This window comes from Ruegeria sp. L11 (genome assembly GCF_056531755.1).
Window position 1 is genome coordinate 43,596 of the sequence record NZ_JBQFMI010000016.1, and the last position, 23,315, is coordinate 66,910.

At 60.2% G+C, this 23,315-nt stretch carries 22 protein-coding genes; 13 read left to right on the top strand and 9 right to left on the bottom strand.

All coding sequences use genetic code 11. From position 1 onward, the window contains the following. Positions 1 to 2 precede the first annotated feature (2 nt). Together ACR0CE_RS17575 and ACR0CE_RS17580 are read left to right on the top strand one after the other, a co-directional pair. Positions 3 to 1,343, top strand: a complete 1,341-nt coding sequence (locus tag ACR0CE_RS17575) for a M16 family metallopeptidase (RefSeq protein WP_480482855.1) — start codon at positions 3 to 5, stop codon at positions 1,341 to 1,343. Beyond that, positions 1,340 to 2,650: a M16 family metallopeptidase gene (locus ACR0CE_RS17580; RefSeq protein ID WP_480774265.1), complete on the top strand. Its 1,311-nt coding sequence runs from the start codon at positions 1,340 to 1,342 to the stop codon at positions 2,648 to 2,650. Before ACR0CE_RS17575 ends, ACR0CE_RS17580 begins: the two co-directional genes overlap by 4 nt. Before the next feature lie 22 nt (positions 2,651 to 2,672). Here the strand turns inward: ACR0CE_RS17580 and ACR0CE_RS17585 are convergent, their stop codons facing one another. From ACR0CE_RS17585 to deoC, 3 genes are all read right to left on the bottom strand, one after another. After that, positions 2,673 to 3,482 (bottom strand): SDR family oxidoreductase, encoded by an 810-nt coding sequence (locus ACR0CE_RS17585; protein ID WP_480538540.1) that lies wholly within the window; start codon positions 3,480 to 3,482, stop codon positions 2,673 to 2,675. Between the two features lie 224 nt (positions 3,483 to 3,706). Beyond that, positions 3,707 to 6,040 (bottom strand): aldehyde dehydrogenase family protein, encoded by a 2,334-nt coding sequence (locus ACR0CE_RS17590; RefSeq protein WP_480833342.1) that lies wholly within the window; start codon positions 6,038 to 6,040, stop codon positions 3,707 to 3,709. Between the two features lie 47 nt (positions 6,041 to 6,087). Continuing rightward, entirely contained in the window at positions 6,088 to 7,086 is a 999-nt protein-coding gene (gene deoC, locus ACR0CE_RS17595; RefSeq protein ID WP_480474226.1) for a deoxyribose-phosphate aldolase, read from the bottom strand. Between the two features lie 198 nt (positions 7,087 to 7,284). Here deoC and ACR0CE_RS17600 point away from each other — a divergent pair, with 198 nt between their 5' ends. From ACR0CE_RS17600 to ACR0CE_RS17625, 6 genes are all read left to right on the top strand, one after another. Further along, complete coding sequence (locus ACR0CE_RS17600; protein ID WP_480833343.1) at positions 7,285 to 8,238, top strand: metal ABC transporter solute-binding protein, Zn/Mn family; 954 nt, start codon at positions 7,285 to 7,287, stop codon at positions 8,236 to 8,238. Between the two features lie 3 nt (positions 8,239 to 8,241). Further along, positions 8,242 to 9,045 (top strand): metal ABC transporter ATP-binding protein, encoded by an 804-nt coding sequence (locus ACR0CE_RS17605; protein WP_480833344.1) that lies wholly within the window; start codon positions 8,242 to 8,244, stop codon positions 9,043 to 9,045. Between the two features lie 3 nt (positions 9,046 to 9,048). Beyond that, positions 9,049 to 10,254 (top strand): metal ABC transporter permease, encoded by a 1,206-nt coding sequence (locus ACR0CE_RS17610; protein WP_480833345.1) that lies wholly within the window; start codon positions 9,049 to 9,051, stop codon positions 10,252 to 10,254. Next, complete coding sequence (locus ACR0CE_RS17615; protein ID WP_480833346.1) at positions 10,251 to 11,180, top strand: metal ABC transporter permease; 930 nt, start codon at positions 10,251 to 10,253, stop codon at positions 11,178 to 11,180. The genes ACR0CE_RS17610 and ACR0CE_RS17615 overlap by 4 nt, the downstream gene beginning before the upstream one ends. 261 nt (positions 11,181 to 11,441) lie before the next feature. Further along, positions 11,442 to 13,304 (top strand): DNA mismatch repair endonuclease MutL, encoded by a 1,863-nt coding sequence (gene mutL, locus ACR0CE_RS17620; protein WP_480833347.1) that lies wholly within the window; start codon positions 11,442 to 11,444, stop codon positions 13,302 to 13,304. A gap of 52 nt (positions 13,305 to 13,356) precedes the next feature. Continuing rightward, positions 13,357 to 14,586, top strand: coding sequence for a DNA recombination protein RmuC (locus ACR0CE_RS17625; protein ID WP_209505068.1), 1,230 nt, complete (start codon positions 13,357 to 13,359; stop codon positions 14,584 to 14,586). Between the two features lie 63 nt (positions 14,587 to 14,649). On the opposite strand, the gene ACR0CE_RS17630 is transcribed toward ACR0CE_RS17625, so the two are convergent. Continuing rightward, entirely contained in the window at positions 14,650 to 15,300 is a 651-nt protein-coding gene (locus ACR0CE_RS17630; protein WP_480833348.1) for a ChrR family anti-sigma-E factor, read from the bottom strand. Between the two features lie 10 nt (positions 15,301 to 15,310). After that, positions 15,311 to 15,967, bottom strand: a complete 657-nt coding sequence (locus ACR0CE_RS17635) for a sigma-70 family RNA polymerase sigma factor (RefSeq protein WP_480482905.1) — start codon at positions 15,965 to 15,967, stop codon at positions 15,311 to 15,313. A 146-nt stretch (positions 15,968 to 16,113) separates the two neighbouring features. Here ACR0CE_RS17635 and ACR0CE_RS17640 point away from each other — a divergent pair, with 146 nt between their 5' ends. The 4 genes from ACR0CE_RS17640 (at position 16,114) to ACR0CE_RS17655 (ending at position 18,006) form a co-directional block, all read left to right on the top strand. Further along, positions 16,114 to 16,887, top strand: a complete 774-nt coding sequence (locus ACR0CE_RS17640; protein WP_209505066.1) for a DUF1365 domain-containing protein — start codon at positions 16,114 to 16,116, stop codon at positions 16,885 to 16,887. Between the two features lie 86 nt (positions 16,888 to 16,973). After that, positions 16,974 to 17,291, top strand: coding sequence for a DUF3775 domain-containing protein (locus ACR0CE_RS17645; protein ID WP_209505065.1), 318 nt, complete (start codon positions 16,974 to 16,976; stop codon positions 17,289 to 17,291). Between the two features lie 246 nt (positions 17,292 to 17,537). Beyond that, the gene (locus ACR0CE_RS17650) at positions 17,538 to 17,765 is read left to right on the top strand and encodes a DUF1127 domain-containing protein (protein WP_480833349.1); all 228 of its coding nucleotides are present in this window, start codon (positions 17,538 to 17,540) and stop codon (positions 17,763 to 17,765) included. 37 nt (positions 17,766 to 17,802) lie between these two features. Further along, positions 17,803 to 18,006, top strand: coding sequence for a DUF1127 domain-containing protein (locus ACR0CE_RS17655; protein ID WP_480833350.1), 204 nt, complete (start codon positions 17,803 to 17,805; stop codon positions 18,004 to 18,006). 94 nt (positions 18,007 to 18,100) lie between these two features. On the opposite strand, the gene ACR0CE_RS17660 is transcribed toward ACR0CE_RS17655, so the two are convergent. From ACR0CE_RS17660 to ACR0CE_RS17675, 4 genes are read right to left on the bottom strand one after another with little or no spacing between them, the layout of a single operon-like run. Beyond that, on the bottom strand, positions 18,101 to 19,243 hold the full coding sequence (locus tag ACR0CE_RS17660; RefSeq protein ID WP_480833351.1) for a saccharopine dehydrogenase family protein: 1,143 nt from the start codon (positions 19,241 to 19,243) through the stop codon (positions 18,101 to 18,103). A 3-nt stretch (positions 19,244 to 19,246) separates the two neighbouring features. Continuing rightward, entirely contained in the window at positions 19,247 to 20,302 is a 1,056-nt protein-coding gene (locus tag ACR0CE_RS17665; RefSeq protein WP_480833352.1) for a saccharopine dehydrogenase, read from the bottom strand. A gap of 14 nt (positions 20,303 to 20,316) precedes the next feature. After that, entirely contained in the window at positions 20,317 to 20,931 is a 615-nt protein-coding gene (locus tag ACR0CE_RS17670) for a glutathione S-transferase family protein (protein ID WP_480833353.1), read from the bottom strand. A gap of 18 nt (positions 20,932 to 20,949) precedes the next feature. Then, a complete protein-coding gene (locus tag ACR0CE_RS17675) occupies positions 20,950 to 21,600 on the bottom strand; it encodes a histidine phosphatase family protein (RefSeq protein WP_480489466.1) in 651 nt (216 codons plus the stop codon). A gap of 139 nt (positions 21,601 to 21,739) precedes the next feature. Here ACR0CE_RS17675 and ACR0CE_RS17680 point away from each other — a divergent pair, with 139 nt between their 5' ends. Then, the gene (locus tag ACR0CE_RS17680) at positions 21,740 to 22,936 is read left to right on the top strand and encodes a Zn-dependent hydrolase (RefSeq protein WP_480833354.1); all 1,197 of its coding nucleotides are present in this window, start codon (positions 21,740 to 21,742) and stop codon (positions 22,934 to 22,936) included. The last annotated feature ends 379 nt before the right edge of the window (positions 22,937 to 23,315 follow it).

Consider the following 23,315-nt stretch of genomic DNA (forward strand, 5'->3'; position numbering starts at 1 on the left):
CCATGGTTCGGGCCCTGGCCTTGTCGGCTGCCCTGATCGCCACCACCCCGGCTTTTGCCGGGGGCGGGAAAGAAGCGGTCACCACATTCACTTTGGACAACGGCATGAATGTCGTCGTGGTCGAAGACCATCGCGCGCCTGTCGTGCAGCACATGGTCTGGTACCGCGCCGGATCGGCGGATGAGCCGATCGGATCGTCGGGTGTCGCGCATTTTCTTGAACACCTGTTGTTCAAGGGCACAGATACTTTGGCGCCAGGTGAGTTCTCGGCTACCGTCGCGGCCAATGGCGGCAACGATAACGCGTTCACCTCGTATGATTACACTGCCTATTTCCAGCGCGTCGCCGCCGACCGGCTTGAGTTGATGATGCGCATGGAATCGGACCGTATGCGGAACATACGCCTGAGCGATGAGGATATCGTGACCGAGCGCGATGTGATCCTTGAGGAACGCAACCAGCGCACCGAAAACAACCCGCGCGCCCTGTTCGGCGAACAGATGAGCGCGGCACAATACCTCAATCACCGTTATGGCGTGCCGATCATCGGCTGGAAGCACGAGATGGAAGAACTGGAACTGGAAGACGCACTGTCTTTCTACCAGACCCACTATGCGCCCAATAACGCCATTCTGGTTGTCACCGGAGACGTTGACCCCGCCGAGGTCCGCACTCTGGCCGATCAGTATTACGGTGTGATCCCGGCCAATGCGGATTTGCCGGAACGGGTCCGGTCGCAGGAGCCCCCGCAAACCGCCGAACGCCGTCTGACTTTCAAGGACCCTCGCGTGGCGCAGCCCTATGTCCAGCGCAGTTACCTGGCGCCCGAACGCGATCCGGGCGATCAGGAAAAGGCGGCAGCCCTGTTTCTGTTGGCGGAACTGCTGGGGGGCAGCACGACCTCTTACCTGAACGAAAAGCTGCAATTCGATCAGAAAATGGCTGTTTATACTGGGGCGTTCTATCGTGACGTCTCGCTGGATGACACAACATTCGATCTGCTGGTGGTTCCCGCCGAAGGGGTTTCCCTGCAAGAGGCCGAAGATGCCATGGACCAGGCCGTGGCCGATTTCATTGCCGAAGGTGTAGACGAGGACGATCTGAACCGCATCAAGATGCAGTTGCGGGCTGCGCAGACCTATGCGCGCGACAATGTGGACGGGATCGGCAACCGCTATGGGCGCGCCCTGACCAGCGGCCTGACAATACAGGACGTGCAGGCATGGCCTGATATTCTTCAGGCTGTGACCGGCGACGAAATCATCGCCGCCGCCCGCGATGTTCTGCAACCCGAGGCGTCGGTCACCGGCTGGCTGATGCGCGATGATGAGGTGACGCAATGAAACGGTTTCTCGCAACGCTGATTGCCTGTCTGGTTGCTCTGCCTGCCTTGGCCGAGATCGAGATTGAAGAAGTGACCTCGCCCGGCGGGATCACCGCATGGCTGGTCGAGGATCACTCGATCCCTTTCACCGCGCTCGAGCTGCGCTTTCGTGGCGGTACGTCGCTGGACGACCCGGACAAGCGCGGCGCCGTCTATCTGATGAGCGGGCTGATCGAGGAAGGGTCCGGCGAAATGGACGCGCGGACCTATGCGCGCGAGCTTGAGGCGCTGGCCGCATCGTTCCGCTATAACGCCGGTGACGACACGGTTTCGATTTCCGCACGTTTTCTGACCGAAAACCGGGATGAGGTTGCCGACCTGCTGCGTGAGACGATTCACGAACCACGCTTTGATCAGGACGCGGTTGACCGTGTGCGCGCACAAATCCTGTCCGGGCTGCGATCAGATCAAACCGACCCGAACGAGATTGCAGGCCGCAGCTTTGCCCAGATGGCCTATGGCGATCACCCTTATGGTTCCGAAGGCAAGGGCACGATCGAAAGCGTCTCGGCGCTGACACGGGATGATGTGGTAGCGGCGTATGAAAGCGTTTTTGCCAAGGATCGACTTTATGTGGGGGCCGTCGGCGATATCACGGCCGAAGAACTGGGCGCATTGCTTGACACATTGCTCGCCGACCTGCCGGAAACGGGCAAGCCCATCCCGGGCAAGGCCAACGTGACCATCTCCGGCGGGATCAGTGTTGTCGAGTTTGACACCCCGCAATCCGTGGCGCTGTTTGGCCATGCCGGAATAGATCGGGACGATCCTGATTTCTTTGCCGCCTATATCCTGAACCACATCCTTGGCGGTGGCGGGTTCGAAAGCCGTCTGATGCAAGAGGTGCGTGAAAAGCGTGGCCTGACCTATGGGGTTGGAACCTATCTTGTGCCCAAGGATCTGGCCTCGGTTTACCTGGGGTCGGTGTCATCGGCCAATGACCGCATTGCCGAGGCGATAGAGGTTATTCGCAACGAATGGGCGCATGCCGCCACCGAAGGGGTGACGCAGAAGGAACTGGACGATGCCAAGACCTATCTGACTGGCGCTTATCCGCTGCGCTTTGATGGCAACGGGCAGATTGCCGGGATCATGGTGGGGATGCAGATGGAAGGATTGCCCATCGATTATATCGCCACCCGCAATGACAAGGTGAACGCGGTCACACTGGAAGACGTGAACCGCGTTGCATCCGAACTTTTGGACCCGGACGGCCTGCATTTCACTGTCGTTGGAAAGCCGGTTGGGCTGGAAACTACCAACTGAACTGCAAGGGGTGAGTTGCGGCTCACCCCTTTTTCATACTCCGCAGCATATCGCCCATCATCTGGCCGAACTTGCCCGATCCGCGCTGATAAAGTGCCCCATCCACGGCCAGAACCGTGCCGCTGATATAGCTGGCCAGATCCGAGCTGAGGAACAGGCAGGCATTGGCCACGTCCTGCGGCTGACCCCAACGGCCCAACGGCACGTCGCGGCGCAGTTCTTCGTGGGCGTTTTTGGTGGGCGCTAGGCGTTTCGCACCTTCGGTGCCTTCGATGAACCCCGGCACAACCGAATTCACCCTGATCCCTTCGACACCCCATTCCATCGACAGCGTGCGGGTGATCTGATCCACCCCCGCCTTGGCGGCGCAAACATGCGACTGGCCTTCGTACGGCAGGTAGGACTGCGGGGCCGAGATATTGATGATGCTGGCACCGGGGCGTTTGAGGAACGGATACGCCCCCTTCATCACGTGGATCGTGCCCATCAGGTCGATATCGATCACGGTCTTGAACGCGTTGACCGACATCTCGGACGCCAGCGCCGGGAAGTTGCCCGCCGCGCCCGAGATCAGCACATCGAAATCCCCAAAGGCGTCATGGAATTGCTTCAGTCCCGCCGCCACAGCGTCGGCATCACGCACATCAAACGCAGCCCCAATCGCATCCTGTGCGCCTGCGGCTTTCAGCGCGGCGATGGTGTCATCGACCTTTTCCCGCGACCGGCTGGCCACGGCCAGTTTGGCACCCGAGGCCGCAAAAGCCTCGGCAATGCCGCGATTGATACCGCTGGTTCCGCCAATCACGATGACGGTTTGTCCTGAAAAATCCATGTAACGCCCTTTATCTTTGATCTACTGGGTGAGCGCCATTCTCTTGACTGAGTTCGTTGCGCATCTCCTCAATCATCGGAAGCACAAGAGTTTCGCGATTTGCGAGTAAGAATACCAAGCACGCAAATGCGCCGACCAAAGAAAAAATCACCAAACGAGCGATAGAAGTCCGATTGGTTTTCTCAGTCGGTAGTACCAAAGTAAACGCTCCCTTGGCGGGAGCCCTACTCGCCGTAGGGCACCCAGATGTTTTTCACTTCTGTTGCAGCCTGAAGGAAGCGGCGGGAATGGTCCATGCTCCAGTCAAATGCCGTCGCGTTATTGACCCAGGTCCGCTTCAGGTTCCCGGCTGAAACGACCTCGATCTCTTTCGACAGGTCGGTGGACGAAAACGACCAGACCGCGTCGACATTCAGATGCGAGGCCAGCGGTTTCGCCAGTTCCGCATGGCTGCCCGTCAGGATGTTGACCACACCGGCAGGGACGTCCGAAGTCTCAAGGATCTGGTAGAAATCCGTCGCCGCCAGCGGGTAGGGCTCAGAAGCCACCAGAACCGTCCGGTTGCCCATCGCAATCGCAGGCGCCATGGCCGAGACCAGACCCAGCAGCGGTGCCTCATCCGCGCAAAGCGCACCGATCACGCCAACGGGTTCCTTCATGGCGATGGCCACGCCCCGGATCGGAACACCATGGACCTGGCCGTCATACTTATCGGCCCAGGCGGCGGCAGTGAACAGGCGTTGGATCGAAGCCTCGACTTCTTTCGCGCCGTCTTTCCTGCCGGTCATGGCGTCGATCCGCGCCGCGAATTCACCGGCACGGGCCGAGAGGTTTTCGCCGATGTAATAGAGGATCTGGGCCCGCAGATGGCCGGTGGTTCTGGACCAGCTTTTGGCACCTGCCGCAGCCTCGACCGCGTTGCGCACGTCCTTGCGGTTGGCAAGACCCACATGGCCCAGCAGGCCGGACTTGCCCCAAACCGGTTTCGAATAACCACCATCGGGCCTCGCCTGCTTGCCGCCGACATACAACTTGGCAGTGCGGTCAATCGGGTCGACCGGTGCCCCTTCGCCCATGGCTGCCTCGACCTTTGCCAGCGGCTTGGCCTTACCCTTGGGTCTGGTATAGGCGGTCAGCCCTTCCCAACCACCTTCGCGGCCAAAGCCGCTTTCGCGGACCCCACCGAACCCGGCAGCGGCGTCAAACAGATTGGTGGCATTCACCCAGACGACGCCCGCAACCAGCTTGGGCGCGATATCCAGCGCAAGGTTCACATTCTCGGTCCAGACAGTCGCCGCCAGACCGTACCGGGTGTTGTTGGCCAGCTCGACGGCCTCTTCCGGTGTGCGGAAAGTCGAAGACACCAGCACCGGACCAAAGATCTCTTCCTGCATCAACGGGTCCGAGGTCTCGAGCCCCGAGATCAGTGTCGGCGGGTAGTAGCAGCCGTTTGCGGGAAGATCGCAGGCAGCTTGATGCACATGGCCCGCTGTGTTGCTTTCGACCATTCCTTTGATGGTCTGCAACTGAACCGGGTCCACAACCGCGCCCACGTCGATACATTTGTCCAGCGGATTGCCGACGCGCAGCGTGTCCATCCGGGCGCGCAGCTTGTCGTGGAAACGGTCGGCGATGCCTTCCTGCACCAGCAGGCGCGAACCTGCACAGCAGACCTGACCCTGATTGAACCAGATCGCATCCACCAGCCCTTCGATGGCCGAGTCGATATCGGCGTCATCAAACACGATGTACGCGGATTTGCCACCCAGCTCCAATGTCAGTTCCTTACCAGATCCGGCAGTGGCCTCACGGATGCGGCGGCCCACAACAGTCGAGCCGGTAAAGGCAATCTTGTCCACGTCCGAGGCCACGATCATCTCGCCCACGGCACCGTCTCCGGTGACGATGTTGACGACACCTTTCGGCAGACCGGCCTGTGTGCAGATATCGGCAAATAACAGCGCCGTCAGCGAGGTATACTCAGCGGGTTTCAGAACCACCGTATTTCCCATTGCCAGCGCAGGCGCGATCTTCCACGCCAACATCAGCAGGGGGAAGTTCCACGGAATGATCTGACCGCACACACCCAACGCTTCAGCGTCGGGCAGCTCGCTTTCCATCAGCTGCGCCATACCGGCGTGGTAATAGAAATGCCGCTGCGCCAGCGGAATATCGATGTCGCGCGATTCCCGGATCGGTTTGCCGTTGTCGAGGCTTTCCAGCACCGCAAACAGACGCGAATGCTTTTGCAGCAGTCGCGCAATTGCATAGAGATACCGCGCACGGCCCGCGCCGCCCAGTTTCTCCCATTTCGGCTGAGCCTTGCGCGCGGCGGCAACAGCGGCGTCCACGTCGGCCTGCTTGGCCTGCGTCAGCTTGGCCAGAACCTCCCCGGTCGCCGGGTTGCGGCTGTCAAACCCTTTGCCCGGCTTGGTGAAAGCACCGTCGATATAGTGTCCGAACTTGTCGCCCTGATCGACCAGCCAGGCCAGCACCTCGGCGGCGCTTTCGGGGGCGGGGCCGTATTCCATGGTCTCAAAAATCTCTTTGACTGTCATGACTTCATCTTTTCCCAAATACTCACTGTCCAGACATATCCGCGGGCTCAGCCCATCGAGTGTCTGTAACCAGCCGAGTAAGCCCCGGTGACATAGTGTTCCAACTGCCGCTCGATATCGCCCAGTAACGATGAGGCGCCAAAGCGGAACAGATCCGGTTCCAGCCAGCGGTCACCCAGCTCGTCCTTGATCAGCGACAGATAAACCAGCGCGTCCTTGGCTTTCGAAATACCACCTGCAGGCTTGTAGCCGACCCGATATCCGGTGCGGTCATAGTAATCGCGGATCGCGCGGATCATCACCAGCGACACGGGCAGGGTGGCGTTGACGCTTTCCTTGCCGGTCGAGGTCTTGATGAAATCCGCCCCGGCCATCATGCACACCAGCGAGGCGCGCGCAACATTGCGCAGGCTACCCAATTCTCCGGTCGCAAGAATGGCTTTGACATGGGCATCGCCACAAGCCACGCGGAACGCCTTCATCTCATCATACAGGGCCTGCCAGTCCCCCGACAGCACGTGACGGCGCGAGATTACGATGTCGATTTCCTCGGCCCCGGCCTTCACGCTTTCCTCGATCTCGGCCACGCGCAGATGGAACGGGGACAGGCCGGCGGGAAAGCCGGTGGACACGGCAGCGACCGGAATGCCAGTGCCTTTCAGGGCGTCCACGGCGGTTTCGATCATGTCGTGATAGACACAAACCGCCCCGGTCGTGATCGGCGGCATGTCCAGCGCCTGAAGGACTGAAGGCGCAACCGGCTGACGGGCCTTTGCACACAGGCGGCGCACACGGCCCACCGTATCATCGCCCGACAGCGTGGTTAGGTCGATCATCGTGATGGCTTTCAGCAGCCACGCAGCCTGATATTCCTTCTTGACCGAACGGCGGCCCGGCAATGTGGCCGCACGGCGTTCAATCGCGGAAGTATTGGCCTGAACGGCGCGCACCCAGTCCAGATCCAGTTCCATTCCGGGGTTCCGGGGTTCGGTCACTTGCGGCAGATGCGCGGTGCGCACGGGGCTTTCTGAGCTCTGCGTATCCATGGTTACGTCCTTTGGGAGGTTTGCGACAAAATCGCACGGGTGGCCCGGGAATGGAAGGTGTTCCGGCGCAATGATCGAATATTTTTGACCATTTGGACAAATAACAGAGGTTTTCTTGCGAATAATTCTCATTAGCGTTGACTTAGTTGCGAATGGTTCTCATATTTGATCCAACACGTATCCAAATCGAGGTTGGAAATGATTCGTCGGCATTGCCTTGCATTTTTGGCTCTGGCCCTTTCGGTGCCAGCCATGGCTTTTGCCGGGGCACCGCTGAAAGTGGTGGCCACGACGGGCATGATTGCAGATGCGGCCCGTCAGGTCGGCGGTGATCTGGTTGAGGTCAGAGGGCTTATGGGCCCCGGCGTTGATCCCCATGCCTATCGCCAGACGCGCAGCGATATTGTTGCGATGACACGGGCAGACCTGGTTCTGTGGCACGGCCTGTATCTCGAAGCGCAAATGGAAGACTTCTTTCATGACCTCGTGCGGAAACGGACCGTCATTGCGGTTGCAGAAGGCGTAGATCAGTCCATGCTGCGTGCGCATGATGATTATGCCGACAAGTATGATCCGCATGTCTGGATGACACCCGCGCTGTGGCGCGAGGTTGTTCTGGAAGTGCAGCGCGCGCTGACGGAGGCACGCCCCGAAGCCGCCGAGGTTTTTGCCGCGAATGCACAAGCCCATCTGGCCGACATAGACCGTCTGACGGCCTATGCCGAGAAAACCCTGTCTTCGGTACCGGACCACAACAAGGTTCTGGTCACAGCCCACGACGCCTTTGGCTATTTCGGTGAAAGTTTCGGGTTCGAGGTTCTGGGCATTCAGGGCATCTCGACCCAATCCGAGGCGGGCCTGAACCGGATCGGAGAGCTGGTTGACCTGTTGGTTGATCGCCGGATCACGGCGGTCTTCGTCGAAAGCTCGGTTTCTGACCGGTCGATCCGCGCGCTGATCGAAGGGGCCGCAGCCAAAGGGCACGAGGTGAAGGTCGGGGGCGAGTTGTTCTCGGACGCCATGGGCGAGGATGGCACTTACGAAGGCACTTATATCGGGATGCTGGATCACAATATCACCGTCATCGCAGGCGCATTGGGCGGAGAAGTTCCCGATCGCGGCATGAACGGCAAACTGTCAGCAGGGTTCTGAGAGATGCTGGGGCTGATCAGCAACGAAGGTGTGACGGTCCAGGAACAAAACCTGGATAACAGCCCTCTGGCTGTGCGGGGTCTGACGGTTTCCTACGGGCAGAAGCCAGCGGTCTTTTCGGTTGATATGACGGTAACGCCCGGCGCGATGACCGCCATTATCGGGCCGAACGGTGCTGGAAAGTCAACGCTGCTCAAGGCGGCGCTGGGCATCGTTACGCCATTGTCGGGGCAGGTGACCGTATTTGGTCAGCCGCTGAATTCGCAACGCGCACGTGTTGCCTATGTTCCCCAGCGTGCCAGCGTGGACTGGGATTTCCCGACACGTGTGATCGACGTGGTTCTGATGGGTCTGTCGCGTGAACTGGGCCTGTTGGGCCGCTTGCGCGCGCGCCACAAGGCCCGTGCGATGGATTGCCTGAACCGTGTCGGAATGCGCGATTTCGCGGATCGCCAGATAGGCCAGCTGTCCGGTGGCCAGCAACAGCGTGTGTTTCTGGCGCGTGCTCTGGCTCAGGATGCTGATCTGTACCTGCTGGACGAGCCGTTTGCCGGTGTCGACGCTGCTACCGAAAAAGCCATCATCGCGGTGCTGAAATCCCTGAAAGAGGCCGGTAAGACAGTCGTTGTCGTGCATCATGATCTGGCCACCGTGACCGACTATTTCGACCACGTTTTCCTGATCAACACTCGCAAGGTGGCCGAAGGGCCGGTGGCCGAGGCCTTCACGGCGGAAACGCTGCAATCGGCCTATGGTGGCAGGTTGGCAACGGCCCAGATCGATCAGATTTCACGCGCGCTGGGATAGTTCATGCTTTGGGATGCTCTGACCCTTCAGCTTGGCTATAACGCCACGCTGGTTGCCATCGGTGCGACATTGCTTGGCGTGTCGGCGGGCGTGACAGGGACCTTCCTGTTTCTGCGCAAGCGCGCCCTTGTCAGCGACGCAATCAGCCATGCAACCCTGCCGGGCGTCTGTATCGCTTTCATGGTGCTGGTCGCGCTGGGTGGGGACGGGCGCAACCTGCCGGGCCTGTTGGTGGGGTCCGCCATTTCAGCCTGGGTTGGTCTGTTGTGCATGAACTGGCTGACACGGCGCACCCGACTGGCCGAGGACGCCGCGATCGGTGCGGTCCTGTCTGTGTTCTTCGGCTTTGGGATCGTGCTGCTGACGGTCATCCAAACCATGGGGGTTGGCCGTCAGGCCGGGCTGGAAGGTTTCCTGTTGGGTTCAACCGCCGGAATGCTGTGGGCCGATGCGGTGATCATCGCACTTGGTGGCGCCTTGACGTTGGCGCTGGTGCTGATCATCCGCCGTCCGATGACCCTTGTCGCATTCGATCCCGAATACGCAGCGGCGCGCGGGTTGCCAGTGCATCGTATCGACCTGGCCATGATGGGGCTGGTCATGGCCGTGACCGTGGTCGGTCTGAAAATCGTCGGCCTGATCCTGATCGTGGCGTTGCTGATCATTCCGGCGGTGACCGCCCGGTTCTGGTCTGACCGCTCGGAACGCGTTGTTCTGCTGGCCGGGTTGGCAGGTGGACTAGCCGGATTTATCGGCGCTGCCATATCCGCATCTGCGCCCAATCTTCCAACCGGCCCGATCATCGTACTGGTCAGCTTTGCCTTTTTCCTCGCCTCCCTCTTCTTCGCCCCGATGCGTGGCGTTCTGGCGGCGGTGCTGCGGCATCTGCGGTTTCAGCGCCGGGTGCATATTCGTCAGGGACTTCTGGCGCTGGCACAAGGGCAGAAGATCTATGAACCCCTGACCCTGCGTTTGCTGCGGCGTGCCGGGCTGGTCCGGGCGGATGGCGTGGCGACGGACACCGGCAAGGCCCGCGCGGCCAAGGCCCTGCGGGATGAAAAGCGATGGGAAATCGTGCGCGCCGATCAGGCGCACGAGGCGACAGCTGCGCTCTATGACGGGTTGCGTGATATCGAGACCGTTCTGACACGCGACCAGATTGATGAGATCGACCGCCAGATTGGCGGACCGCAGGGGATACCGGCATGAGTGGTGAAGAATTCGTTCCGCTGTCTCTGACGCCGCTGCTGATCGGAACATTTGCGGCCATCGCCTGTGCCTTGCCCGGCAACTTTCTTGTGTTGCGAAAACAGGCGCTGATCGGCGATGCGATCAGCCATGTAGTGCTGCCGGGTATCGTTGTTGCGTTTCTGCTGACAGGTGCCATATCCACCTGGCCGATGATGTTGGGTGCGGCTGGGGCCGCGGTTCTGGCTGTTGTCCTGATCGAGGCCATTCGCCGACTGGGGCAGATCGAACCCGGGGCCGCCATGGGCGTGGTCTTTACCACCATGTTCGCAGCAGGCGTTCTGCTGCTTGAGCAGACGGATACGTCAACCGTGCATCTGGATGTGGAACATGCGCTTTACGGCAATCTCGAAAGCCTGATCTGGCTGGACGCGACCGGGTGGTCCTCGTTGCTGGACGCTCATGCCCTTGCCGGATTGCCCCCGGAACTGCCCCGTATTGCGCTGACACTGGTGGGTGTGATGCTGTTCACATGGCTGTTCTGGCGGCCGCTGAAAATATCCACCTTTGACGAAGGTTTCGCCCGCACGATCGGTATTCGCACGGGACTTCTGGGCATGGCGCTCGTCATCACTGCGGCTATCGCGGCGGTTGCCGCTTTTGACGCTGTGGGCTCGATCATCGTGATCGCGATGTTTATCTGCCCTCCGGCAGCTGCGCGGATGCTGACCAACCGGCTTGAGGCACAGATTGGCTGGAGTGTCGTGATCGCTATAACCTCCGCCGTGACGGGGTATGTGATAGCAGGCTACGGGCCCCTGTGGCTGGGTGCAGCGGATGCGGTCAGTGCGGCGGGGATGATCGCAACGATGTCCGGGCTGATCCTGGCACTGGCGGCCATGTTTGGCCCATGCCGCACACGTGTTGGTGTTCAGACATCAGCCTGAGACGGCATTTTCCTGCCGCAGATGCCCATGCGTCATCGGCCAAACTCTGCCCAGATACCGTTAAGGTTAATCTTAAGCAGATTTTTGGGAAGTCTCGTGCTAGAGGCTGCCCATTGATTAGCTGAACACACCACTCACTCTGGTAGGCCCGGATGGTACGGAATGGGGATTCATTCACGGCCATCCGGGCGCCCCTTTCCGATCAGAAGGCATGCTCAAACCGGTGGCAGAATCGTGCGCGGTTGTGCTAGGTCTAGGGGTATGGCGCAAACAAACCCCAATATCAGCGAAAATCGCCCCGTGATCAGACAGCTTGACGATGCTGCCATCAACCGTATTGCGGCGGGTGAAGTGGTGGAACGCCCGGCCTCGGCGGTCAAGGAACTGGTCGAGAATGCACTTGATGCCGGGGCCGCGCGTGTAGCCGTCGAAATCGCCGACGGGGGAAAGACACTGATCCGCGTGACCGACGATGGCTGCGGTATCCCGGCCCAAGATTTGCCGCTTGCCCTGTCGCGCCACGCCACATCAAAGATCGACGGATCGGACCTGCTGAATATCCACACCTTCGGGTTTCGAGGCGAAGCCTTGCCCTCGTTGGGGGCTGTCGGACGCCTGACCATAACCAGTCGCGTGCCCGGTGCGGACGCGGCGCAGATCCATGTTGCAGGTGGCAAGACGGGTTCGGTCAAGCCTGCAGCCCTGCGCGCGGGCACGGTGGTCGAGCTGCGCGATCTGTTCTTCGCCACCCCCGCCCGGCTGAAATTCATGCGCACCGACCGGGCCGAGGCGCAGGCGATCACGGACATGGTGAAACGGCTGGCGATGGCCGAACCATCCGTCACATTTACCCTGCGCGATGTCTCGGGCGGTGGCGAAGGCCGCGTGATCTTCCGCGCGGATCGCGAGAATGGCGACCTGTTTGACGCCCTGCACGCCCGTCTTGCCCGTGTGATCGGGCGCGAATTCGCCGAGAATGCGCTGCGGATTGATGCCACGCGCGAAGGTCTCAGGCTTTTTGGCTATGCGGCCCTGCCGACCTATTCCCGTGGCGCTGCGGTGGCGCAGTACCTTTTTGTCAACGGGCGTCCCGTGCGCGACAAGATGCTGACCGGTGCTTTGCGGGCGGCTTATTTCGATTTCCTCAGCCGGGACCGTCACCCGGCGGCGGCATTGTTCATCGACTGCGACCCGACATTGGTTGACGTGAACGTTCACCCTGCCAAGTCCGAGGTCCGGTTCCGCGATCCGGGCGTTGCGCGCGGGCTTATCGTGTCCAGCCTGCGCCACGCATTGGCAGAGGCCGGGCATCGCGCGTCCTCGACCGTGGCCAATGCGACCCTGGGTGCGATGCGACCGGAACCCGCGCAGTCCGCACCAGCGCGGGTCTATCAGATGGATCGCCCGTCGCCCGTGGCGCGCCAGGCCGCGTACCGCGCGCAGGCTCCGGGTTTTGCGGAACTGGCGCATGATTACAGCGGCAGCATTGTCGATCCGATCCCGGTCGCACCCGCTTCGCAGGGTCAGGAGCCCGATCCGCAGAATCTTCCGCTGGGTGCTGCGCGCGGGCAGGTGCATGAAAACTACATCATCGCCCAGACTGCCGATGGAATGGTGATCGTTGATCAGCACGCCGCGCATGAACGGCTGGTCTATGAGAAGCTGAAAACACAAATGGCCGAGACGGGAGTCGCGGCGCAGGCCCTGTTGATCCCCGAGATTGTTGAGTTGTCCGAAGGTGATTGCGCTCGTCTGATGGCTGTCCGTGATGATCTGTCCCGTTTGGGGCTGACCATCGAACCCTTTGGCGGAGGCGCCATTGCCGTGCGCGAAACCCCGGCCATTCTGGGCGAGGTCGATGCGCGCGCGATGATCCTTGATATCCTCGACGAACTGGCCGATCAGGGCGAAAGCCAGATGGTGCAGGCAAGGATCGAGGCGATCCTCAGTCGGGTTGCCTGCCACGGCTCGGTCCGGTCCGGTCGTCGGATGCGGGCCGAGGAAATGAATGCCCTGCTGCGCGAGATGGAGGCCACGCCGCATTCCGGCCAGTGCAATCACGGGCGACCCACATATGTGGAACTGAAGCTAAGCGACATCGAACGCCTGTTCGGGCGCAGTTGATCCATTGGCCACTGCAGGTTAGTAAGAATAAAACAAGAACATCCGAGGCGACATGATCAAGATTGCAGGAACAGAATATGCATTGGATGACCCGGTTGTTCTTATCGTGGGCGGAACAGTTGCGCTGATCCTGCTGCTGCTGTTCCTGTCGTTGCGCGCCGCCAATCGCTCGGCCCGGATGGCGGAACCGCTGGCGCGGCAGATGGCGCTTCTGGGTCAGCATGTGCAGCAGCTGGGGCAGGGGCAGGAACAGTTGCGCGGCGGCTTGCAGCATGTCTCGGACACGCAGGCCAACGCGCAGGTGCAGGTGATCCAGACGGTCGAGGCACGCTTGTCCTCGGTTCAGCAGCAGATGAATGACCGGCTGGCGGACAACGCGATGAAATCGGCGCGCGCGCTGGCCGAGATGCAGGAACGGATGAAGGAAACCCTGCACGGTTCGTCAAAACAGACGGCGACATCACTGACGCAGCTGCAGGAACGTCTGGCCGCCATCGACAAGGCGCAGGACAATATCACGAAACTGTCGGGCGATGTTCTCAGCCTTCAGGATATCCTGTCGAACAAGCAGCGGCGCGGGATGTTTGGTGAGATTCAGCTGAACGATATCGTGTCCAAGGCGCTGCCCGCGGACAGCTATTCGCTGCAAGCCACCTTGTCGAACGGCAGGCGCGCGGATTGCCTGGTGCATCTGCCGAACCCACCCGGCCCGATCGTGATTGACGCGAAATTCCCGCTTGAGGATTTCGAAGCACTTGCCGCCGCGCAGACCAAGGCAGATGTTGAAAGATGCCTGCGGGCTTTTGGTGCTGCCGTGAAAGTGCATATCAAGGCGATTTCCGAGAAATACATCCTCGACGGGGAAACCGCTGACGGTGCCCTGATGTTCGTCCCGTCCGAAGCGATCTATGCCGAGCTGCACGCCCGCCTGCCCGATGTGGTGCGCGAAGGGTTTGCCGCAAGGGTCTGGATCGTCTCGCCCACCACCTGTATGGCCACGCTGAACACGATGCGGGCGATCCTGAAAGATGCGCGCATGCGTGAACAGGCCGGTGCGATCCGCAAAGAACTGGGATTGCTGCACAAAGACGTGGACCGTCTGGGCGACCGCGTTTCAAACCTCGACCGTCACTTCGGGCAGGCGGCCAAGGATATCTCGGAAATCAAGATCAGTGCCGAAAAGGCCGGCCGCCGGGCGCAGCGGCTGGATAATTTCGACTTCGAAGAAATCGCGCCCGATACTGAAACAGAGGTTGTGCCACTGGCACGTCACGAAGGCTGAACATCCTGTTGAAGAACTGAACCGGCACCGGGCCGGTTCTGATGGACCAGTGCCTGCAAGCGTTCAGATACGCAGAAAGGGTTGGAAAAGGCGCGGCATCAGCTTGTTGAATTTCAGCGGCGCATCCGTAACCGCCAGGCATATGCAGTCTTCCGAGATATCCGCGACAGGTGTGTGTTCCAGATCCTCGTCAGCGATTTCAACATCGCCACGGGCAAAATGGTCAACCTCGTCCGAGAAAGCCCCTTGCAGAACCATTGTCAGCTCCATGCCGTTGTGGCCATGATCCGGCACGGCAGCACCGGCCGGAATGAAAAGCAAGCGGGCGGTGGCGTCTTTGGTGGTCGGCAGGATCGCCTGTTTGACGCCCATACCTATCGACCTCCAGCGGATGTCCTTGACTGTTCCGCCCACGTAATCCTGCAACGGGGCTGGCAGAACTGCACATCCCGGGCGAACGGGCTTGGGCGCTGGTGCGCCCTGGGCGATCAAAGCCATCGTGGCCGCCAGGGAAGTTTCACTCATGCTGGCACCCTCACTCTGCTCGTCCAGAACTTGCCCGCCAATGGCGTCATAGCTTTCGGCGCGCGCACGGCAGTGGTCGCACAGGGACAGATGCGTGGCGACCATCAGGTTGAAGGCTTCGGGCAGGCTGCCTGCGGCATAAGCCATCAGCAGGTCATCTGTCAGGTGATGTTTGATCAACTTGCTCATTTTACTCATCTCAGTTCATCGCGTGGCGCAGGCGGTCCAGCGCCAGCCGTATCCGTGATTTGATCGTTCCCAGCGGCAACCCGGTCTGCGATGCGATTTCCCGGTGACTCAGGTCGCCGAAATATGCCTTCTCGATCAGGTCCCGCTGTGCATCCGGCAACGCTTTCAAGGCGGTGCGCAGTTGCGCGGTTTCCTGTTGCAGCGCGATGACGTCATCCTGATCGGGCTCAGCCTCGGGCCCCCAACCCAGATCTTCGGGTTCAGGGCGGCGTTGCTTGCGCAGCACGTCAATGCGCTTGTTCCGTGCGATGGTGAACACCCATGTGGCCACGGTGGCACGCGTCGGGTCGAACAGGTGGGCCTTGTGCCACAAGGTCGCCATCACCTCTTGTGCGCATTCTTCTGCCATGGCGGCATCCGCCCCTGACTTCATCAGGAACGCCTTGATACGCGGCGCGAAGTGCTGGAACAGCTCGGCAAATGCCGCCTGATCCTGCGCATCCCGGATGCGTCTGACGTGGTCCACCCATTCGGCCCTGGTCTCGCGCTTGCCGTTGATGTCGTTCACCCGCCTACCCTTGATGCGTTTGTTGATGCGCCAAGATTGAGGGGCGGGTGTTTCAACCGCTGGTCCGTCCAAGGTCGCTGTATTGATCTGGGTAAACATAACCACAATACGGCGCATGTCCCAAGCCGGATCACTTTATCGGAACATTTTGATCCGCTCCCGGCCAAGTCTCGTAATATGAACACCAGCGGCAAAAAAGAAATCGCGACTGCTCTGGCGGTTATGCAAGGACCAGAAGGCATCGGATGGCAAAAACGATAGATCATGTTGCAGGCCACACCTATCACGGCCGCAAGGGGGCAATCGACAACGCCTTCCGGTATTCTGTCGATTACATCCTGTTTGATCCCGAAGCCCGGTTAACCACGCCTTTTCTGTTTTCAATGGACCGGACAAATGTCACCAACTGGCGAACCCGCGATCACGGAGGAGAGCCAGGTCAAGGCCATGGTGCCGCCTGGCTGCGCGCGCGATTTGCCGAGATGGACATTCCGCAACCCGCGCAGGTCATGCTGCTGACCCAGCCAAGGGTGCTGGGCCACGTTTTTAATCCCGTCAGTTTTTGGTTTTGCTTTGACCGCGATGATCAGCTTTACGCCGTGGTGGCCGAGGTGACGAACACCTTTGGAACGCGCCACAGTTATCTGTGCCATAAGCCGGATTTTTCAACCATCGAACCAACCGACCGATTGGCGGCCGAAAAGGTGATGCATGTCTCGCCCTTCCAGAAGATTGAAGGCAGCTATACGTTCCGCTTCGACTACAGCCCGGATCGGGTTGGTGTGTGGATCGACTACACGCGCGCGGGTGGCGGGTTGATCGCGACACTGACCGGACCGCGCCAGCCATTGACCAGCCGGGTGATCCTTTGGTCTTTTCTGCGTCGCCCATTCGGTTCGCGGCGCACTTTTGCGCTGATCTTATGGCAGGCCTTCAGGTTGTGGCTGAAAAAAGCTGCCTTCCGTCCGTTTCGCAAGGAACCTGTGCCTGATCATCCAGTATCGCGTGTGGGGCAGTGACCAGCCTGTTTGTTCAAGATCAAAGACGCGGGCCCCCGTCGGTGGTTGTGATGGCGTAACAACCGCGAACACGAGGAGTCGAAGAGATGTTGGAAATCTCGGCAAGAAAAGTCGCCCAGGTCGCCATGATGGGCCGCGAGCTGAACCGGGCCGAGGGCGAATTGCGGGCGTTCATCGACCGCATGAGCGAAGACGAGCAGGCCGAACTGGTCGCCATCATGTGGATCGGGCGCGAGAGCTTTTTCGCGGAAGATCTGGCCGAGGCCATCGCCACCGCCAAGTCCGAGGCTTCGACCCCTTGTGCAGACTACCTGATCGGAACACCGCACATGTCTGACCACCTTGAGAATGGTCTGGATGCACTGGGGATATCAGCGGAAGACGTGGAAAACGATCTGATGTAGGCCGCTCGACGGCCTCACCCCAAAAACAGACCTGTGCGTTGGTCGCCAGCGTCGGATACCGAGGCCAATGCGCCTTCCGCTTCGCGGACACTGCCGTAAATGGGGAACAGGCGGGGCAGACCGGCCGTGAACACCTGCGCGCGCAACCTCAAGAAACCTTAATGTTTCCGACTGGCGACCTTAACGGTGGCCTCCCTTATTTGAAGCTATCACACCCAAGCAATTCAAATTTCGGAGGAACCAGCAATGACTGATGTACAGACGATTGACACTCATAAGGGTCTCTTGGACCGCCTGTTTGCCAAATATGCCGAGGCAAAAGTCGAACATTTCCGACGTCAGATTTTCTCAAAAACTGTACGGCAGCTGGAAAAGCTCAGCGACATGCAGCTGAACGATATCGGCATTTCCCGCGAGCAGATCCGTCGGCGCGCTTATCACAGCGTGTATCACAACGCGCCGTATCAGCGGTGACCCGAAAGTTTCGAAATCCTAGCGTGAGGTAATCAGTATGTTTGACTTTATCCCCTCGACCAATCAACCGGCCCCGGCCGCCAGCGCCTTGTTGCTGTTTGATCGCGCCATGCGTATTCGTGCCATCAGCCCGGATATCGTGCGCGCCGCCCAGCATCTGAACGGTCTGACAGACCATCAACTGGCCGAGCTTGGCATCAACCGCAGCGATGTTGAAGACACCATCGAACGCTTTATCTGAAGACACCTTCAGGGAAATCCAGACGAGTTTACCATGCCTGAAGAAGAACAATAGAAGCCATTCCGGTGTATCTGGAATGGCTTTTTTGGTGCAATCAGGCCGTATGATCCACGATCTGCAAGTGCTGGGCCAGTCGGTCGATCTCGGCCATCCAGCCTTGTACCAGTTTTGGGTCGCTTGGGGCTGCGTGAACACCTGCCGGGATGGCGCGGTTCATAACGGCCTCGACGGCAAGTGAAACCGGGATCGAAACCAGACGCGCCATTGCTGTGCCGCGCTCGTCGCCCCAGGCGTCCATGACATAGGTCTTGTGCCAGACTTCGACGCCGTCTTTCTCGGCTTTCAATCCAACACACAGCACCACGCGGTCGGGCTCACCTTCGTCATAGGCGTTTTCGCTCCAGAACTGGTCGGACATCTCTTTCAGACGCGCATCCCCTTCCGGGCCCGACAGGGTTTCGATTTCACGGAACACATCCGACCACGCATCCGCCCAACCGTTCAGGCGCAGGGTGCCGCGGACGAATTCTCTGACTGGCCAGTGATCCTCGAACTGGTACTGCGGCTTGAACGGGATCGAGTCGCGGTTGGGATAGACCTCGAAACTTTCCGGCGTTGGCAGCGGCGCGATATAGCTGCTGATCGCATCCCACGGACGGGCAACGTCCAGCGGGGCATAGTCGCGGATCGACTTCGACGGCGACCGCAGCGCCTTGAGCACACCCAAGGGCGACCAGCTGAACTTGTAGCGGAACGGGTTCGGGATCTTGGGAATGCCACCGCAATACGAAATAAAGCTCAGGTGGTTTTGCGGATCGAACGCATCCGAGGCGCGATAGTCATCGACCAGTGCATGGGCCATCAGGTGGTCGATGCCCGGATCCAGACCAACTTCGTTGACCAGCGCCACACCGGCCTCGCGCGCCTTGTCGTCCAGTGCGCGCATTTCGGGCGCGATGTAAGACGACGACACGAAATTGGCCTGTTTCGAGATCGCCAGTTCCGCCAGTGGCACGTGCCAGTCGCCCGGCAGCATGGACACGATCACGTCGCCCTTCTCAAGCACATCACCCAGTGCGTCGATGTCGGAGGCGCGGATATCGTCGGTCAGGTCCCCAACCTCGGCCTTGGCTTTTTCGATCGTCCGGTTCCAGACGGTGACCTTGTGACCGCCCTCGATCAGACGGCGCAGGCCGGGGATGGCCGACAGGCCGGTGCCACACCAGTGAATCGTCATCGCTCAGATCCCTTCGATATGTGTTTTGTAAGTTGCTTCTGCCCGACCCCAGACGCCGCTGTCCAGATGGGTCAGGGTCAGAAGCGACGGCAAAAGCTGTGCCGCATAATCTTCCGAACTTTCGACCGGCAGCATCGACGGCAGGTTATCGATGGCCATCACGTCCATCACCGGATCGGTTGCCACGCGCAAAGCAGGCGCGTCCCATGTGGTTGCACGGTCATAGACCGGCACCGGGTTGTAATCACTGTCCGGGTCACAGGCGACATCGCCGATGGCGGTTAGGTTGCGCGGGGCAGTCAACGCCTCACGCGGAACAAAGACCGGGGTTCCGGGGCGCGCGAAGATGCAGTTCAGGAACAGGTCGTGGTCCAGAATTTCGGGAAACGGCCCGCCGCTTGCGGTTTCCGCCATGTCCCATTTGGTGACGTCGACGCCCATCGCGTCGCACAGGTCTGCGGCCCCCGTACCCACGCGACCCAGTGCACCAATGACGATGGCGCGGGGGCGTGGGGCTCTGGTCGCGTCCAACTCGGCCAGCAATTCGGCGTTCAGAACGTCTTTGCCTGCATACACCTCAACCGGCGGGCATTCCTCGCCCCGTTGTTGCGCCGCCCATGTCTTGAGCGTTACCGCAGCGCCTGCATAACCAGCCCAATAGCCAAAGGCGGCAACCCGGCGGCCGTCTTCGCCCACCAGATATTCCAGATCATAAAGCGTACCGCCCCCGGCCTTGAACCGCTCCAGCAGCGCGCGACCCGAATGCTGGCCCTTATAGGCGTGGCCGAACATGATGTGGCGATGGGGCAGGGGGGTGCCATCTTCGGGCAGTTCTTTGAGGCCGAAGATGATCGCATCCAGCGGGGCTTCGGGCCACGAATTCTCAGCCGCGATTGCACAGCCGGCGTCTTTGTAGCCATCAATCGGAATGGCGCGGACATGGCTTTCCTCAACCGTCACGCGGAGACCTGCGGCGATCAGTGCCGCGGCCCCTTCGGGTGTCAGCCCCACCCGTTCCTCGTTCGGGCGCTGTTCCGCCCTGACCCAGAGATGTGTCATCTTATTTCCTTTTGTCAGAGCATCCCGGCAGCGCGCACCGCCTGAACCGAAGGCCGTGCCTCCATCGCCTTGCGGAAGGCGAGAATTTTGGGGAATGCCGAGACATCGACGCCGTCGCCTTCCAGCCAGCTGCAAACCACATAAAGATAGGCATCGGCCAGAGAGAACGCGTCCCCCAGAACAAACGGCCCGCGCAACCCGTTTGACGAGATATAGTCGCAAGATGCCGTCATCGTTTGCGAGACCTTGTCCGTCATGTCTTTCCAGCTGGATTTCTTGTCGGCCCAGCGATGCCCGCGCAGCTTGTGGGCGTGGTTCACATGCATGGTCGAGGCCAGATAGAACATTACCTCGCGCATGCGGGCGGCCATGACCGGATCAGCTGGTACCAACCCGGCCTCGGGTGCCTTGACCGCAATATATTCCAGCAACGCGCCGGTCTCGGTCAGGATGCCGCCATCGACCACCAGCGCCGGAACGCGCCCCTTGGGATTGATCTGCTTGTAGGCTGGTTTTGTCTGTTCCCCATCGGCAAAGTCCAGCTTGATCGCTTCATAGTCCAGCCCGGCCTCTTCCAGAGCAATCGCAACAGCGACCGAGATGGTTCGGGGTGCATAATAAAGCTGCATCGGGGATCTCCGATCTGGTTAGAGGTGGGTTTGCGCGAACTGCCGGTCGGGTGCTTCCAGATGCGGCACCGCATTGAACAGGACCGGGCTCAGCTGTGCGCCAATCGGGTGCAGACGATGCATCGACGTGTTCATGATGGCAAGGGCCACCCGCGCCATCGACGGGATGTCCAACCCCATCGCCTGCCGCACCACCATCGAGATCAACCCGCCTGAGGTCACGACGATGGCCGGTCCGCCCTCGGTCCCGATCTCGTGCAGCGCGTCGCGAACACGGGCTTCGAACGCATCGAAGGATTCCGGCGCGTTCTCGATCTTTCCGCTGGCCCAGGCCGCGAAGGTTTTGGGCAGGTGTTCGACAAATCCCTCGCGATCGGTCGGGATTTCGACGCCGTGCTGTTCTTCGAACAACTGTGCAAGGGTGAAATACTCGATCTCGTTCAGCCGTGCGTCACAGACAGGATCAGCCAATCCCATGCTGGTCACCGTCTCGGTATGGCGGGTCAGGGTGCCACAATAGACGCGTGTATAGTGGCTGCGGGTGTCACGCAGATGCGCGCCCAGCCAGCGGGCCTGTTGATGGCCCAGATCGCTCAGCTTGTCATAGCTTGCTTCGTCGCGCGCCGTCGTGTTTGCCTGCCCGTGGCGCACCAATGTGATATGTGACATGTCGCTCCCTCTTGCGCCGAAGTCTTAGGGCAGGTTCCCTGCCGGGACCAGAGGGGTTTCTTGATCTCACCGGAAAAACATTCGCAGCTGTCCGGTTTCTGGCTATGGTCGCCCTGACCAACTGCGCCCGGAGGGATTCATGGCCGTCGACCACACGCGTTTTCTGGATGATCTGCACAAGCTGCGTGAATTCGGTGCCTCAGGTGTGGGCAAAGGGGTCATCCGACCAGCCTATTCCAAGGCGGATATCGCTGCGCGCCAATGGCTGGCGGACCGTATGGCCGATGCAGGTCTGACACCGCATTTCGACCCGGTCGGCAACCTGTTCGGGTTGGCGCCCGGTCGCTCTCTGCTCATGGGGTCGCATTCCGACAGCCAGCCCGAAGGCGGCTGGCTGGATGGCGCGCTCGGCGTGATCGCCGCGCTCGAGATCGCGCGGTCCAGCGACCAGCCGATCTCGGTCGTCAGTTTTCAGGACGAAGAAGGCTGGTTCGGTGTGACCACGGGTTCGGCGGTCTGGTCCGGCGGTCTGCCGCTGGACAAGGCAGATGTGTTGACCGACGGTGCCGGCGTCAGCTTTGGCGAAGCCCGATCTTCCATGGCGGACCTGTCGCAGGGTTTTGTCGATCCCGCGCGGTTCAGCGGCTTTGTCGAGATGCATATCGAACAGGGCCCCTCTCTGGACGCAGCGAACGAGCAGATCGGTGTCGTCACCGATATCGTCGGCATCCGGGACATGTCGGTCACCTTCGAAGGGCAGCAGAATCACGCGGGCACCACGCCGATGCATTTGCGCCGCGATGCGTTTCAGGCGTTGTCACTGTTCAATACGCGCCTCAACGAACGGTTTCGCAACGTGGTGACACCACAAACCGTCTGGACCATCGGGCGGGTCGATCTTCACCCCAATGCGTCGTCCATCGTGCCGGGTCGGGCGCGGTTCTCGATGCAGTGGCGCGATGGCGATCCGGATCGGCTGTCGCGGATGGAGGAGATTATCCGTACCACAGCGCAGGAAATAGCCAGCGAACAGGACTTGGTGCTGACCTACGGCCCTTTGCTCGGGTTGGAACCCGTCACGATGGATCAAACGCTGCGCGCGGCGCTGGAACATGGGGCCGAACAGGTGGCCCCCGGCAAATGGCGCAGGATGCCGTCGGGCGCGTTGCACGATGCCACAAACGTGTCGCGCCTGATGCCCGTTGCGATGCTGTTCGTGCCCTCAATCAACGGTATCAGCCACGATTTTGCCGAAGATACCGCCGAAAGCGATCTTGTCGCCGGGCTGAGGGTGCTGGATCTCGCAGTGCAGTCACTTGACGGACAGGCGCGATAAGGTGCAGGCAAAATACCGTTTTTTCAGGCCATTGCAGTCGGCTTGCCTGGTGTTATCGTCGCGTTCAAAGCTTTGACCGGCAAACCCTTGCAGAGGCCAAATGACAAATGTTGCCTAACGGAAAAAAGTTTCCTATAGGAACGAAATGGATGCATACGCCCGTATACAGACTTGCCCCACAGGCGGCGCGCCGGTTCGCAAGTTGACCGGAATCGTTGCAATATTGACTACTTGAGGCAGACTGACGGGAATGCGTTCGAAACCGATAGATACGAAAAGGTATCCAAGATGACCGAGATTAGACGCACGCCGCTTTTTGGGCTTCACGTTGAGTTGGGCGGCAAGATGGTTGATTTTGCCGGGTGGGAGATGCCGGTTC

Coding starts and splice junctions, on each gene's coding strand:
- ACR0CE_RS17575 (WP_480482855.1), top strand. CDS start 3: ATGGTTCGGGCCCTGGCCTTGTCGGCTGCCCTGATCGCCACCACCCCG.
- ACR0CE_RS17580 (WP_480774265.1), top strand. CDS start 1,340: ATGAAACGGTTTCTCGCAACGCTGATTGCCTGTCTGGTTGCTCTGCCT.
- ACR0CE_RS17585 (WP_480538540.1), bottom strand. CDS start 3,482: ATGGATTTTTCAGGACAAACCGTCATCGTGATTGGCGGAACCAGCGGT.
- ACR0CE_RS17590 (WP_480833342.1), bottom strand. CDS start 6,040: ATGACAGTCAAAGAGATTTTTGAGACCATGGAATACGGCCCCGCCCCC.
- deoC (WP_480474226.1), bottom strand. CDS start 7,086: ATGGATACGCAGAGCTCAGAAAGCCCCGTGCGCACCGCGCATCTGCCG.
- ACR0CE_RS17600 (WP_480833343.1), top strand. CDS start 7,285: ATGATTCGTCGGCATTGCCTTGCATTTTTGGCTCTGGCCCTTTCGGTG.
- ACR0CE_RS17605 (WP_480833344.1), top strand. CDS start 8,242: ATGCTGGGGCTGATCAGCAACGAAGGTGTGACGGTCCAGGAACAAAAC.
- ACR0CE_RS17610 (WP_480833345.1), top strand. CDS start 9,049: ATGCTTTGGGATGCTCTGACCCTTCAGCTTGGCTATAACGCCACGCTG.
- ACR0CE_RS17615 (WP_480833346.1), top strand. CDS start 10,251: ATGAGTGGTGAAGAATTCGTTCCGCTGTCTCTGACGCCGCTGCTGATC.
- mutL (WP_480833347.1), top strand. CDS start 11,442: ATGGCGCAAACAAACCCCAATATCAGCGAAAATCGCCCCGTGATCAGA.
- ACR0CE_RS17625 (WP_209505068.1), top strand. CDS start 13,357: ATGATCAAGATTGCAGGAACAGAATATGCATTGGATGACCCGGTTGTT.
- ACR0CE_RS17630 (WP_480833348.1), bottom strand. CDS start 15,300: ATGAGCAAGTTGATCAAACATCACCTGACAGATGACCTGCTGATGGCT.
- ACR0CE_RS17635 (WP_480482905.1), bottom strand. CDS start 15,967: ATGTTTACCCAGATCAATACAGCGACCTTGGACGGACCAGCGGTTGAA.
- ACR0CE_RS17640 (WP_209505066.1), top strand. CDS start 16,114: ATGGCAAAAACGATAGATCATGTTGCAGGCCACACCTATCACGGCCGC.
- ACR0CE_RS17645 (WP_209505065.1), top strand. CDS start 16,974: ATGTTGGAAATCTCGGCAAGAAAAGTCGCCCAGGTCGCCATGATGGGC.
- ACR0CE_RS17650 (WP_480833349.1), top strand. CDS start 17,538: ATGACTGATGTACAGACGATTGACACTCATAAGGGTCTCTTGGACCGC.
- ACR0CE_RS17655 (WP_480833350.1), top strand. CDS start 17,803: ATGTTTGACTTTATCCCCTCGACCAATCAACCGGCCCCGGCCGCCAGC.
- ACR0CE_RS17660 (WP_480833351.1), bottom strand. CDS start 19,243: ATGACGATTCACTGGTGTGGCACCGGCCTGTCGGCCATCCCCGGCCTG.
- ACR0CE_RS17665 (WP_480833352.1), bottom strand. CDS start 20,302: ATGACACATCTCTGGGTCAGGGCGGAACAGCGCCCGAACGAGGAACGG.
- ACR0CE_RS17670 (WP_480833353.1), bottom strand. CDS start 20,931: ATGCAGCTTTATTATGCACCCCGAACCATCTCGGTCGCTGTTGCGATT.
- ACR0CE_RS17675 (WP_480489466.1), bottom strand. CDS start 21,600: ATGTCACATATCACATTGGTGCGCCACGGGCAGGCAAACACGACGGCG.
- ACR0CE_RS17680 (WP_480833354.1), top strand. CDS start 21,740: ATGGCCGTCGACCACACGCGTTTTCTGGATGATCTGCACAAGCTGCGT.